Here is a 13,404-nt window from a genome sequence, read left to right as displayed (position 1 = left end):
CAGCGCGGAACCGGTGTTGTAGGAGATGTGTAGGAGCTGTCGAGCGAAACGAGGCTGCGAATTTTTGATCGCAGCCTCGTTTCACTCGACAGCTCCTACACATCTCCTACACGACGCTTACAGGTGAAGACCAAGCTCGGCCTTGCCATCACTGAACTGCAACGCCGCCAACCGCGCATACAGCGCATTGCTCGCAATCAACTCCTGATGCGTGCCCACCGCCACCAACCTACCCTGATCCATCACGGCAATCCGGTCGGCGTTTTTCACGGTGGCCAAACGGTGGGCGATCACCAGGGTGGTGCGGTTTTTCATCAAGCTCGGCAGGGCCTGTTGGATCAGGTGTTCACTTTGCGCATCGAGTGCGCTGGTGGCTTCGTCGAGCAGCAGGATGGGTGCGTCCACCAGCAACGCCCGAGCGATGGCCAGGCGTTGGCGCTGACCACCCGACAAGCCCAGCCCTGCGTCGCCGAGATGGGTCTGGTAGCCATTGGGCATGTGTTCGATAAATTCATGGGCGTAGGCAATTTTTGCGGCCTCCTGAACTTGCGCGGGTGTCGCCGCTGGATTGCCGTAGCGAATGTTCTCCTCGATGCTGCCAAAAAACAGTGCCGGGTTTTGCGAAACCAGGGCGAAGCAACGGCGCAGGTCGAGTGGGTCGAGCTGGGTCAATGGCACGCCATCGAGCAGGATTCGCCCTGCGGCCGGATCGTAAAAACGCAGCAGCAGGTCATACACGGTGGATTTACCGGCACCGGAGGGGCCGACCAGGGCCAGGGTTTCGCCCGCGTTAATGGTCAGGCTCAAACCATCGACCGCGTAGCTTTGCGGACGCGACGGGTAGGAAAAACGCACATCTTGTAGAACCAGATCGCCCTTCACCCGCTCCGGCAAGGTCACCAGGCCAGAGCTCGGCGGCTGGATGATGTTTTCCGAGCGCAGCAACTCAGCAATCCGCTCGGCCGCGCCCGCTGCACGCTGCAACTCGCCGATCACTTCGCTCAAGGTGCCGAACGCACTGCCCACGATCAGACTGTAGAAAACAAATGCCGCCAGTTCACCGGACGAGATCCGACCGGCAATCACATCCATGCCGCCGACCCACAACATGACGCCCACCGCGCCCAACACCAGCACGATCACCAGCGTAATCAGCCAGGCTCGCTGGAAAATACGTTTACGAGCCGTGTTGAACGCCTCTTCCACCGTCACGGCGAAACGCTGCTCGTCCTGGACCTGATGGTTGTAGGCCTGCACCGTCTTGATCTGGCCGAGGGTTTCAGCGACGTAGCTACCGATGTCAGCGATACGGTCCTGGCTCAGGCGCGACAGACTGCGCACCCGACGCCCGAAAATCAGAATCGGGGCGATGACCAGCGGTAATGCGACCACCACGATGCTGGTGAGTTTGGGGTTGGTGATGAACAGCAGCACAATCCCGCCGATGATCATCAGCGTGTTGCGCAGGAACAGCGACAACGAAGAGCCGATCACCGATTGCAGCAACGTTGTATCGGCGGTCAGCCGCGACTGGATCTCGGAACTGCGATTGTTTTCATAGAACCCCGGATGCAAGTAAATCAGATGGTTGAATACTTGCCGGCGGATGTCAGCGACCACGCGCTCGCCGATCCACGACACCAGGTAAAAACGCGCAAAGGTGCCGACCGCCAGCCCGACCACCAACACCATGAACAAGCCGATGGACTGATTGAGCAAGTGCGGTGATCGGGTCATGAACCCCTGATCCACCACCATGCGAATGCCCTGCCCCATCGACAAGGTAATGCCGGCGGTGACAATCAATGCGAGCAGCGCGCCAAGGGCTTGCCAGCGGTAAGGCACAAGAAAGCGACTGGTCAGGCGGATCGCACGGCGGTAACGGGCAGAGAGCATCGGAGTATCCAGTATGCAAAGGTTGTAGCCAGCCTACACCGCCAGCGGTTGAACCCTGTAAATCACAATGAGTCAGGTTAAATATGACCGCGACGACTAGTCTCTAGACGCTATTGGTCTAAAGTCCGGGTAGCAACGTTTTTAAATTTCTGGTGGACTGATGTTTCCGTCGGGAAAGATCGCAGGGAGTTGTCATAGCCCGGTCACCTGAGGGTTTTAGAGTAAGCACACAACCTGATGAGGAGACAGGCCATGTCCTTGCAACACAGCAGCGATGACAAGATTCAAGTGATCCGCACGCAGCCAGACCAGTCTCTGGGTTGCTCGATTATCGATGAACAGGGCCGCGAAGTACCGATCACTGAAGACATGATCCAGCAAGCGTGCAGCGAACTGGAAAAGCGATTGGTCAAGCCTGCCAAACAAAAGTGATATAGCCACCGTCTTCTTGACCCGGCCCTGAAGGGCCGGGTTTTTTTATGGGTGATTTTTGAGGGTGCTGCGCACCCTATCGCGGGCAAGCCACGCTCCCACAGGTTGGGTGGATGACTCAAGATCTGTGGGAGCGTGGCTTGCCCGCGATAGGGCCGACTCGGTCCCTAGACTGTCACAGCACCCAACGCCGCCACGATCTTGTGCAATTGAGCTGACTCGCCCTCAATCCGCACCTGCAACCCATCAATCTCCCGACGCGACGGATAGTGTTTGCGCAGCGCATCAAACGCTGCGCGCTGTTCGCTCACATTACCGACCAGGCTGCGCCGAAAGTCCGCATCGTCACGGCGCGGGTCGTACACGCCACGGCACAACATGGCCAACGCCCACGCCGGGTCTGTTTGCGCATTCAAGGTCACTTGCGACAACCACGGCGCCGGCAGCAAATCATTCAGGCTGATGGGCGCCGGTTGCCCGAGAAACTCGCAATACGCTTGATAAATCTGCGCCGTCCCACGCTGTTTGCCATCAATGCTGTATCCGGCAATGTGCGGTGTTGCCAGTACACACAGCTCAGCCAGCGCTACATCGACTTCAGGCTCGCCTTCCCAAACGTCGAGCACGGCTTGCAGGTCTTCGCGCTCCAGCAACACCTGGCGCAGGGCGGCGTTGTCGACCACCGGGCCACGACTGGCGTTGATCAGCCAGGTGCCAGGCTTGAGCTGGTTCAAACGGTTTTGATCGAACAGATGCCAGGTCGATTGCGCGCCGCTTTTCTTCAAGGGGGTGTGCAGACTAATGACATCGCACTGCTCGATGATCTGTTCGAGGCTGACGAAGTCGCCGCCTTCAGCCGCTTGCCGGGGCGGATCGCACACCAGCACTTTCCAGCCCAGGCCTTTCAGGACCTTGACCAGTCGCCCACCCACTTCGCCGGCACCGACCACGCCATAGGTGCGCGGGGTCAGGTCGACCCCTTCGATTTCAGCCAGGGTCAACAGGCTGCCCAGCACATAGTCGACGACGCCCCGGGCGTTGCAGCCGGGCGCGCTGGACCAGGTGATGCCGGCGCGCTGAAAGTAATCCAGGTCCAGGTGATCGGTGCCGATGGTGCACGTACCGACAAAACGCACGTTGCTGCCTTCGAGCAAGGCACGATTGACGTTGGTCACTGAGCGCACCAGCAACACATCGGCTTGTTCGACGGTGGCGCGGTCGATGGACCGTCCCGGTACCCGGCGGATTTCACCGAAACCTGAGAAGAAGGCATCGAGCAGCGGGATATTTTCGTCGGCAACAATCAGCATGGCAGGCTCCTTTGGCGGATCGGCAGTGTAGGCGCAGATGCCTGTACTGAGCCAGCAGGCATTGCGCATCCTTGTAGCAGCTGGCGAAGCCTGCGTCCGGCTGCGCTGCAGTCGTAAAACCTGAGTTTGCGGTCTTACTGAAACACCGCATCGTCTGACTTTACGACTGCTTCGCAGCCGGACGCAGGCTTCGCCAGCTGCTACAGGGCATGTCGCAACGTCCGGAATATGATTACAAATCCCTAACACAGGACTTTTCCTGACCACTGCGTCAGGGCGTAGAATGCGTCGCCTTGCGCATTAAAACCTTTGGACGTTTCGCCCTTGAATTCCGTGACTGACCACCCCGCCACACTCTCCCTCACCCGCCCGGCCCGGGTTCGCCTGGAGCTGAAAAACCTGCTCACGCTGGCGCTGCCGATCATGATCGCGCAACTGGCGACCACTGCCATGGGCTTTGTCGATGCGGTGATGGCAGGCCGGGTCGGGCCTCGCGATCTGGCGGCCGTAGCGCTGGGTAACTCGATCTGGGTCCCGGTGTTTCTGCTGATGACCGGCACCCTGCTGGCAACCACACCCAAAGTCGCCCAGCGTTTTGGCGCCGGCACCCACAGCGAGATCGGCCCGATTGTGCGTCAGGCCCTTTGGCTGGCCTTGGTGGTCGGTTTGATGGCGACCGGCATCCTGTTCAGCGCCGAGCCGATCCTGCACATCATGAACGTCGATCCCGAATTGATCGGCCCCTGCATGCAGTACTTGCACGGCATCGCCAGCGGTTTGCCCGCCGTCGCCTTCTATCATGTATTGCGCTGTTTCAGTGATGGCCTGGGCCGCACGCGCCCGGCGATGGTGCTTGGCCTGTGCGGGCTGGCGCTGAATATCCCGCTGAATTACGTCTTCATCTACGGCCACTTCGGTGTGCCGGCCATGGGCGGTGTCGGCTGCGGGTGGGCCACCGCGATTGTGATGTGGGTGATGGCGCTGGGCATGGCCGGCTGGGAGCGCTGGGCGCCGGCTTATCAGTCGAGCCAGTTGTTCAGTCGTTTCGACTGGCCACAATGGTCGGTGATCAAACGCTTGCTGGGCATCGGCCTGCCGATCGGCATCGCAGTGTTCGCCGAGTCGAGCATTTTTGCGGTGATTGCGCTGCTGATCGGCAGCCTCGGCGCCACCGTGGTGGCCGGGCACCAGATCGCCCTGAACTTCAGCTCGCTGGTGTTCATGATCCCTTATTCCCTCGGCATGGCCGTGACGGTCCGGGTCGGCCAGGCCCTCGGTCGCCAGGAGCCACGCGAGGCACGTTTCGCCGCCGGTGTCGGCATGGGCACGGCGCTGGCGTATGCCTGCCTTTCCGCAAGCATGATGTTGTTGCTGCGCGAGCACATTGCAGCGATCTACACCGCTGACCCGACGGTGATTCGCGTGGCTGCCATGCTGATCGTGTACTCGGCGTTGTTCCAGTTTTCCGATGCGATCCAGGTGACAGCGGCCGGCGCTTTGCGCGGTTATCAGGACACGCGCGTGACAATGATCCTGACCCTGTTCGCTTACTGGGGGATTGGTTTGCCGGTGGGTTACGCGCTGGGCCTGACCGATTGGTTCGGCGCGCCGAGCGGCCCGAGCGGCCTGTGGCAAGGTTTGATCGTGGGCTTGAGTTGCGCAGCCGTGATGCTGTCGATCCGCCTGGCGCGCAGTGCACGCAAGCGGATTCGCATCAGCCATTCGGCGGGATGAGCGAATACAAAAAAGGGCCTGCGTTTGCAGGCCCTTTTTTTGTGCCCGTTAATCGAGCTTCTTGCGAATCCAGTAGAGGTAGGTGCCAGCCTCTTCGTGCTGCCCCACCAACTCGTGGTCGAGAAACACACAGAACTTGGGAATGTCGCGACGGGTCGACGGGTCGGTGGCGATCACCTTGAGCAGACCGCCAGGCACCAGGTCACGGATGTGCTGGTGCAACATCATCACTGGCTCCGGGCAATTGAGGCCGGTGGCGTCGAGCGTGCCGTCGACCGGCGTATCAAACATTTCACTCATGATTAACTCCTGAAACTGGCCGGCATTGTCGCGCATTGCCGGGTGTTCGGTCATCTGTGGCATACCGCCGCCCCTGTGGGGGTCAGCTGTTGTGGGAGCTGGGCTTGCCCGCGATGGCATCAACCGGGTTCGACGTCAAACCGAGTCGCCTGCATCGCGGGCAAGCCCGGCTCCCACAAAGCTCTTTCCCACAGGGGTCCGTGAGAATCAGCGGGACTTGGGTTTCTTCACATCCAGCCGACGCAAATGGCAGGTCACTTCTTCGCGATCGTGGTACAGCTGTTTGCAGCCGATCTCGACCCGGATACCGCGCTCCTTGAAGCCGTCGGCGATGCGTTCCAGCAAACGCTTAACTTCAGCGTAACGCTGTTTCATTGGCAGTTTGAGGTTGACCACCGCTTCCCGGCAATGCCCCTCGCCAATCCACTCCTCCAGCATCGCAGCGTTACGCGCCGGCTTCTCGACGATGTCACAGACCATCCAGTCCACCGGCTGGCGGGGCTTGAAAGTAAAACCGTCGGCCATCAAGTGTTGCACCAGCCCGGTGTCCATCAAGCTTTCGGCCATCGGGCCGTTGTCGATAGCGGTCACCAGCATGCCGCGATTGACCAGTTGCCAGGTCCAGCCGCCGGGGGCAGCGCCAAGGTCAACGCCGGTCATGTCACTGTGCAGACGCTCATCCCACTGATCGCGTGGGATGAAGTGATGCCAGGCCTCTTCCAGCTTCAGCGTCGAACGGCTCGGGGCCTCACGCGGAAATTTCAGGCGCGGAATGCCCATCGGCCACATCGCCGAGTTGTTTGACTCGGCCAGGCCCATGAACACTTCACGGCCGCTCTTGAACGTCAGCAGCAGACGCGGCTTATGCGCATCTTCCACCAGCTTGCCGGCAGCCATCAGCGCCTTGCGCAGGTGACCTTCGAATTTCTTGCAGAAGTTCGACAGCTCCTTGCCATCGTTGGTGTCGACCATTTCCAGCCACAGGCTGCCGCACAGCGGAAAGTCCGCCATGTGCGCGAGGATTACGCTGATGCGGTCGGTTTCCGGCAGGTCGATGAAAATTCCGCGAGCCCATTGGCGCGGGAAGATCAGCTCGGCGAAACGCTGGCCACGCATCAAGCGCTCGGCGCCGTCTTCTTCGGTGCAGATGAACTCGGCGCAGGCGCTGGCGGTTTTGGCCTTGGCATAACCGGCCACGTTCAGACGCGCCGCGTGTTCAGAAATCTCAGAACAGACTTCGCCTTCGAAGCCCGGCCGGCAATGCATAAAGAGGGTGTTCATTTTTACTCCTGGGCAGATGGCGAGACATTCAACCACTGCGCGATGCCCAGACTTGCGTTGAAGCAAAGCCTGTCACGAAAACCGGCGCATGATAGCCGAGTTCGGAACCTTGGACTTGGCCATAGAGTCCAGTTATTAGCCAGCTACTTAAAACAGGGCTAGGTTTAATGCTCTGCCCATCCCCTCAGTCCGTAGCCGTGAGGACTTAAAGGAGTGATCGTAATGCCCTCTCTCGATAGCCTGAAAACCCTTAAAACCCTGCAAGTCGACGACAAGACCTACCACTATTTCAGTCTGCCCGAGGCCGCCAAGAGCCTCGGTGATCTCGACACATTGCCCATGTCGTTGAAAGTACTGCTGGAAAACCTGCTGCGCTGGGAAGATGAAAAAACCGTCACCGGTGCCGACCTCAAGGCGATTGCCGCGTGGCTCAAGGAGCGTAGCTCCGACCGCGAAATCCAGTACCGCCCCGCCCGCGTACTAATGCAGGACTTTACCGGCGTTCCCGCCGTGGTCGACCTGGCAGCCATGCGCGCCGCCATGGCCAAGGCCGGCGGCGATCCGCAGCGCATCAATCCGCTGTCGCCGGTGGACCTGGTGATCGACCACTCGGTGATGGTCGACAAATTTGGCAGTTCCAGCGCCTTCGAACAAAACGTCGACATTGAAATGCAGCGTAATGGTGAGCGTTACGCATTCCTGCGCTGGGGCCAGAGCGCATTCGACAACTTCAGCGTAGTGCCACCGGGCACCGGGATCTGCCATCAGGTCAATCTGGAATACCTGGGCCGCACGGTCTGGACCAAGGACGAGGACGGCCGCACCTATGCCTTCCCCGACACGCTGGTCGGCACCGACTCCCACACCACCATGATCAACGGCCTTGGCGTCCTCGGCTGGGGCGTCGGTGGAATCGAAGCGGAAGCAGCGATGCTCGGCCAACCCGTGTCGATGCTGATCCCCGAAGTGATCGGCTTCAAGCTCACAGGCAAACTCAAGGAAGGCATCACCGCCACCGACCTGGTGCTGACCGTCACCCAGATGCTGCGCAAGAAAGGTGTGGTCGGCAAATTCGTCGAGTTCTACGGTGACGGCCTCGCCGACCTGCCGCTGGCCGATCGCGCGACCATCGCCAACATGGCCCCGGAATACGGCGCCACCTGTGGCTTCTTTCCGGTAGACGATGTGACGCTGGAGTATTTGCGTTTGTCCGGCCGGCCGCCGGAAACGGTGAAACTGGTCGAGGCGTATAGCAAGGCTCAAGGCCTGTGGCGCTTGCCGGGCAAGGAACCAGTGCTCACCGGCAGCCTGGCGCTGGACATGGCCAATGTCGAAGCCTGCCTCGCCGGGCCAAAACGTCCACAGGATCGCGTTTCATTGCCCAATGTCGCGCAGGCGTTCACCGACTTCATCGACCTGCAATTCAAACCCACCAGCAAGGAAGTAGGTCGCCTGGAAAGTGAAGGCGGCGGCGGTGTCGCAGTGGGCAATGCCGATCTGGCCGGTGAAGCCGACTACGAACACGGCGGTCAGACCTATCGATTGAAAAACGGCGCGGTGGTGATTGCCGCGATCACCTCCTGCACCAACACCTCCAACCCGAGCGTGATGATGGCGGCGGGTCTGGTGGCGAAAAAGGCCATTGAAAAAGGTCTCATGCGTAAACCGTGGGTCAAGAGCTCACTGGCGCCGGGCTCCAAAGTGGTCACTGACTACTACAAGGCAGCGGGCCTGACACGCTATCTCGATGAGTTGGGTTTTGCCCTTGTCGGGTACGGCTGCACCACCTGCATCGGCAATTCCGGCCCGCTGTCGGAGCCCATCGAAAAAGCCATCCAGGCCGCTGACCTGACCGTTGCCTCGGTTTTGTCGGGCAACCGCAACTTTGAGGGACGTGTGCATCCACTGGTGAAAACCAACTGGCTGGCCTCCCCGCCGCTGGTCGTGGCGTATGCGCTGGCCGGTACCGTGCGCATCGACATCAGCAGCGAACCGCTGGGCAACGACAAGGAGGGCAACCCGGTGTACTTGCGCGACATCTGGCCGAGCAGCAAAGAGATCGCCGACTCGGTGAATCAGGTCAACACCGCCATGTTCCACAAGGAATACGCCCAAGTATTTGCCGGCGACGAACAATGGCAGGCCATCCAGGTCCCGCAAGCAGCGACCTATGTCTGGCAGGATGACTCGACTTACATTCAGCATCCGCCGTTTTTCGATGGCATCGGCGGACCGCCACCCGTGGTCAAGGACGTCGCCGAAGCCAGAATCCTTGCCCTGCTGGGTGACTCCGTGACAACCGACCACATCTCCCCGGCCGGCAATATCAAGGCCGACAGCCCGGCCGGACAGTACTTGCGCAACAAAGGCGTGGAGCCGCGCGACTTCAACTCCTACGGCTCCCGCCGTGGCAACCACGAAGTGATGATGCGCGGCACCTTTGCCAACATTCGTATCCGCAACGAAATGCTCGGCGGCGAAGAAGGCGGCAATACCTTCTATATCCCCACCATGGAGAAAATGCCGATCTACGACGCGGCCATGCGTTATCAAGCGTCGGGCACACCGCTGGTGGTGATTGCCGGCCAGGAATACGGAACCGGCTCAAGCCGCGACTGGGCAGCCAAGGGCACCAACCTGCTGGGCGTAAAAGCGGTCATCGCCGAAAGCTTCGAACGGATTCACCGCTCCAACCTCGTCGGCATGGGTGTGTTGCCGTTGCAGTTCAAACTCGATCAGAACCGCAAGATCCTGAAACTGAGTGGTAAAGAGACGCTGGATATCCTCGGATTGACTGGCGTAGAGCTGACGCCGCGGATGAACCTGACACTGGTCATCACCCGCGAAGATGGCAGCAAGGAAAAGATCGAAGTGCTGTGCCGGATCGACACACTCAATGAAGTCGAGTACTTCAAGTCCGGGGGGATCTTGCATTACGTGTTGCGGCAACTGATTGCCTCTTAAGCGCTTGCTGACACAGACACCGCCTTCGGGCGGTGTTTTTGTTTGTGTCGCGCGCGCCCCTATAATCCCCCCGCTTTTGTAGGCTCGGCACAAAACCACTGAGGCCCGAGGCGTTCCGCAAAATTTGTACACAAGGACTTCATATGCTCGCCCTGCCATGGAGCTACCTGGCCCTGCTCTCCCTCGGCTACACCCTCGCTTTGACCTACGGCCAACTTGGCTGGATGGCCGTTGTTTCGGTGGCGTTGCTGCTAGTGGCCGGTGTTGCCGTCCGCCAACAAAAACTCCTCATCGCGCACTACCTCGGTCACGGTCTGTTCGTGATCCTGGCCCTGGCGCTGGCATTGCACTGGCTTCCCGGTTTCTATAACGGTCGCGGCATTGCCCCTCAACGCCTCACCGACGATGCCGTGCCTTTTTCAATGTATTTGAATCAGGACAAACCCCTGATCGGCTTCTGGCTGCTATTGGCTTGTCCGTGGATTGTCGGCCGGCATTCTTTACGACTTGGAATCTACGCCACTGCCCTCGCCCTGACGCTCAGTGCCGCGCTGGCCTTGGGTGGCGCGTTGCTGTTGGGCATGATCAGTTGGGCGCCGAAGTGGCCGGATCACGCCTGGCTGTGGCTGCTGAATAATCTGCTGCTGGTCACCCTCGTGGAGGAAGCCCTGTTTCGCGGGTATCTGCAGGGTGGCCTGAGTCGTCGCTTCCAGCACCTGCCCCATGGCGAAAACCTCGCCTTGTTAATGACCTCATTGCTGTTTGGCCTCGTGCATCTGGGGGCGGGCTGGCAATGGGGGCTGCTGGCCAGTCTCGCCGGTGTCGGGTACGGCCTGGCCTATCGCTTCGGCGGCCTGGGTGCAGCCATCGCCACCCATTTCGGCCTGAACCTGCTGCACTTCGCGTTCTTCACTTATCCCATGCTCGCGGGCTGAGGCAATTCTCGTTTTGCGACGCACTGCTGATTATTAAAAAATAATTTCAACTAATGCCTGCCACCGCCGACAACCTTTCAAAGCCTTGCAGATTGAGAAAGCCATGCGTAACAACCAGCCCATTACACAACGCGAACGGACCTTCCCGGCCCAGCAACGGTTGATTTCCACCACCGATGCCAAGGGCGTGATCACCTACTGCAACGACGCGTTCGTGGAGATCAGCGGGTTTTCTCGTGAGGAACTGGTCCGCGCACCGCACAACCTGGTCCGTCACCCCGACGTTCCGGCCGCGGTATTCGCGCACATGTGGGACACACTCAAACAAGGCTTGCCATGGATGGGCATCGTCAAGAATCGCTGCAAAAGCGGTGATCACTATTGGGTTAACGCCTACGTGACACCGATTTTCGAAGGCAAACAGGTGATCGGTTACGAGTCGGTGCGGATCAAGCCCACTGCCGAACAGATCCAGCGTGCCGAAGCACTCTACCAACGCATCAACCAAGGCAAGTCGGCCATCCCCTCCACTGATAAATGGCTGCCGGTGCTTCAGGACTGGCTGCCGTTCATTCTGGTCAGCCAGCTAAGCTTCATGATCGGGGCCACGTTGACGTCGCAATGGGGTTTTGCCCTGGCCGCCGGCCTGTCGGTGCCGCTGGGCCTGATGGGGTTGAGCTGGCAACAGCGCGGCCTCAAGCGCCTGCTGCGCCTGGCCGAACAGACCACGTCCGACCCGCTGATCGCGCAGATGTACACCGACAGCCGTGGCGCTCAAGCGCGACTGGAAATGTCGATCCTCAGCCAGGAAGCTCGCCTGAGAACCTGCCTGACCCGTCTGCAGGACACCGCCGAGCACCTGACCGATCAGGCGAAACAGTCCGACGCCCTGGCGCACAACAGCTCCAGCGGCCTGGAACGCCAGCGCGTGGAAACCGAGCAAGTGGCCACCGCCGTCAACCAGATGGCGGCCACCACTCAGGAAGTCGCCAGCCATGTACAACGCACCGCCGACGCCACGCAGGAAGCCAATCGCCTGACCGGTCGCGGCCGCGACATCGCCGGGGAAACCCGCGAAGCCATTCAGCGCCTGTCGGTGGTAGTCGGCGAAACCGGCCTGACCGTGACCCAATTGGCCAAGGACAGCGACGAAATCGGCGGCGTGGTCGACGTGATCAAAGGCATCGCCGACCAGACCAACCTGCTGGCTTTGAACGCGGCCATTGAAGCGGCCCGCGCCGGTGAAATGGGGCGTGGTTTTGCGGTGGTGGCTGACGAAGTCCGCCAACTGGCGCAACGCACCAGCGAATCCACCGGGCAGATCCATAGCCTGATCGCCAAGCTGCAACAAACTGCCAGCACGGCCGTGCAGACCATGGAAGCCGGGCATCGTCAGGCTGAAGAAGGCGTGGCACGGGTGCTGGAAGCGGACCAGGCGCTGGTGGGCATCAGCGAAGCGGTGGCCAACATCACCGACATGACCACCCAGATCGCGGCAGCGACCGAAGAGCAAAGCGCGGTGGCCGAAGAAATCAGCCGCAACATCAGCAACATCTCGCAATTGGCGGACCAGACGTCCGAGCAAGCGCAGAACTCGGCATTGCTGAGTGAAGAACTGACGAAGACCGCGAATACCCAGTATTCGTTGGTGGAGCGGTTTAACCGCTGATTGCACTGGTGAGACCAAAAACCCGGACAGCGAAAGCTTCCGGGTTTTTTGTGGCCGCTCTGAAAGGTGTGCATCCAGGACTGGCCTCATCGCGGGCAAGCCCGCTCCCACAGGTTCTGTGTCGGGGATGCGATGTATGCCACGCAGTGAAAAACTGTGGGAGCGGGCTTGCCCGCGATGAGGCCATAACGGCTGGCGACAATCTCACTGAAGAAACGCGACAACCTTCCCCGCCGCAGCCGCCAAATGCTGCTCATGCGTAAACCCGGACGCCTTCAACGGCTTCAAGTCATGATCCCCCGCCGCCAGCCACATCACCTCGATGTTCGGCGATAGCGCGTAACCCTCGACCGCCTCCCGATTGCCCAGCGCATCCCGCTCGCCCTGCACAATCAACGTCCGCGTCTTCAACCCGGCCAGATGTTCGACCCGCGGTTTCTCGGGCTTACCCACCGCATAGAACGGATAACCCAGGCACACCAGCGCCTCCGCGCCCAACTCATCCGCCAGCAAACTGGCCATCCGCCCGCCCATGGACTTGCCACCGATGGCCAGCGGCCCAGTGACATGACGTCGCACTTCGCCATACACCTCGCGCCAGCATTCCAGCAGTTTCGGCGCCGGATTGGGTGGGCGTTTACCGCCGTCGGTGCGCCGCTGCGCCATGTACGGGAACTCAAAGCGCAACACGTTGACGCCTTGTGCAGCAAGGCGTTGCGCCATATCGCTCATCCAGTCGCTGTCCATCGGCGCACCGGCACCGTGGGCGAGAATCAGCGTCGCCGAGGCCGGCGTGACAGCCGCATTCCATAACCATCCATGATCGCGCGTGCACTGCGCCCATTGATCCCCGTCAATACTGGCCTTGTGCTGTTTGTCCATG

At 60.3% G+C, this 13,404-nt stretch carries 10 protein-coding genes; 5 read left to right on the top strand and 5 right to left on the bottom strand.

Going from position 1 to position 13,404, the window contains the following annotated elements; all coding sequences use genetic code 11:
• Positions 1-117: 117 nt before the first annotated feature.
• Complete coding sequence (locus tag AB4N76_RS23580) at positions 118-1,896, bottom strand: ABC transporter transmembrane domain-containing protein (RefSeq protein ID WP_460163584.1); 1,779 nt, start codon at positions 1,894-1,896, stop codon at positions 118-120.
• Between the two features lie 252 nt (positions 1,897-2,148).
• Here AB4N76_RS23580 and AB4N76_RS23575 point away from each other — a divergent pair, with 252 nt between their 5' ends.
• The gene (locus AB4N76_RS23575; protein WP_046027000.1) at positions 2,149-2,328 is read left to right on the top strand and encodes a PA1571 family protein; all 180 of its coding nucleotides are present in this window, start codon (positions 2,149-2,151) and stop codon (positions 2,326-2,328) included.
• Between the two features lie 167 nt (positions 2,329-2,495).
• On the opposite strand, the gene pdxB is transcribed toward AB4N76_RS23575, so the two are convergent.
• Positions 2,496-3,638: a 4-phosphoerythronate dehydrogenase PdxB gene (pdxB, locus tag AB4N76_RS23570; protein ID WP_460163583.1), complete on the bottom strand. Its 1,143-nt coding sequence runs from the start codon at positions 3,636-3,638 to the stop codon at positions 2,496-2,498.
• Positions 3,639-3,962: 324 nt separating this feature from the next.
• Between pdxB and AB4N76_RS23565 the strand changes: the two genes are divergently transcribed.
• Positions 3,963-5,372: an MATE family efflux transporter gene (locus tag AB4N76_RS23565; protein ID WP_046027002.1), complete on the top strand. Its 1,410-nt coding sequence runs from the start codon at positions 3,963-3,965 to the stop codon at positions 5,370-5,372.
• A 48-nt stretch (positions 5,373-5,420) separates the two neighbouring features.
• Here the strand turns inward: AB4N76_RS23565 and tusA are convergent, their stop codons facing one another.
• The gene (gene tusA / locus AB4N76_RS23560) at positions 5,421-5,672 is read right to left on the bottom strand and encodes a sulfurtransferase TusA (protein WP_046027146.1); all 252 of its coding nucleotides are present in this window, start codon (positions 5,670-5,672) and stop codon (positions 5,421-5,423) included.
• Positions 5,673-5,879: 207 nt separating this feature from the next.
• Entirely contained in the window at positions 5,880-6,953 is a 1,074-nt protein-coding gene (rlmM, locus tag AB4N76_RS23555) for a 23S rRNA (cytidine(2498)-2'-O)-methyltransferase RlmM (protein ID WP_046027003.1), read from the bottom strand.
• A 222-nt stretch (positions 6,954-7,175) separates the two neighbouring features.
• Between rlmM and acnA the strand changes: the two genes are divergently transcribed.
• The 3 genes from acnA (at position 7,176) to AB4N76_RS23540 (ending at position 12,521) form a co-directional block, all read left to right on the top strand.
• Complete coding sequence (acnA, locus tag AB4N76_RS23550; RefSeq protein ID WP_460163582.1) at positions 7,176-9,917, top strand: aconitate hydratase AcnA; 2,742 nt, start codon at positions 7,176-7,178, stop codon at positions 9,915-9,917.
• Between the two features lie 143 nt (positions 9,918-10,060).
• A complete protein-coding gene (locus tag AB4N76_RS23545; protein WP_460163581.1) occupies positions 10,061-10,852 on the top strand; it encodes a CPBP family intramembrane glutamic endopeptidase in 792 nt (263 codons plus the stop codon).
• Between the two features lie 103 nt (positions 10,853-10,955).
• Entirely contained in the window at positions 10,956-12,521 is a 1,566-nt protein-coding gene (locus AB4N76_RS23540) for a methyl-accepting chemotaxis protein (protein ID WP_046027006.1), read from the top strand.
• A 204-nt stretch (positions 12,522-12,725) separates the two neighbouring features.
• On the opposite strand, the gene AB4N76_RS23535 is transcribed toward AB4N76_RS23540, so the two are convergent.
• On the bottom strand, positions 12,726-13,403 hold the full coding sequence (locus AB4N76_RS23535; protein WP_046027008.1) for an alpha/beta fold hydrolase: 678 nt from the start codon (positions 13,401-13,403) through the stop codon (positions 12,726-12,728).
• Between the last annotated feature and the right edge of the window lies 1 nt (position 13,404).

Source organism: Pseudomonas sp. S2_F03 (genome assembly GCF_054668335.1).
Note: the sequence above shows the minus strand (reverse complement) of the source record. Positions and strands in the feature narration are given on the sequence as shown.

Excerpts from the sequence above, each read along its gene's own strand:
- AB4N76_RS23580 (WP_460163584.1), bottom strand. The coding sequence starts at position 1,896 with ATGCTCTCTGCCCGTTACCGCCGTGCGATCCGCCTGACCAGTCGCTTT.
- AB4N76_RS23575 (WP_046027000.1), top strand. The coding sequence starts at position 2,149 with ATGTCCTTGCAACACAGCAGCGATGACAAGATTCAAGTGATCCGCACG.
- pdxB (WP_460163583.1), bottom strand. The coding sequence starts at position 3,638 with ATGCTGATTGTTGCCGACGAAAATATCCCGCTGCTCGATGCCTTCTTC.
- tusA (WP_046027146.1), bottom strand. The coding sequence starts at position 5,672 with ATGAGTGAAATGTTTGATACGCCGGTCGACGGCACGCTCGACGCCACC.
- rlmM (WP_046027003.1), bottom strand. The coding sequence starts at position 6,953 with ATGAACACCCTCTTTATGCATTGCCGGCCGGGCTTCGAAGGCGAAGTC.
- acnA (WP_460163582.1), top strand. The coding sequence starts at position 7,176 with ATGCCCTCTCTCGATAGCCTGAAAACCCTTAAAACCCTGCAAGTCGAC.
- AB4N76_RS23545 (WP_460163581.1), top strand. The coding sequence starts at position 10,061 with ATGCTCGCCCTGCCATGGAGCTACCTGGCCCTGCTCTCCCTCGGCTAC.
- AB4N76_RS23540 (WP_046027006.1), top strand. The coding sequence starts at position 10,956 with ATGCGTAACAACCAGCCCATTACACAACGCGAACGGACCTTCCCGGCC.
- AB4N76_RS23535 (WP_046027008.1), bottom strand. The coding sequence starts at position 13,403 with ATGGACAAACAGCACAAGGCCAGTATTGACGGGGATCAATGGGCGCAG.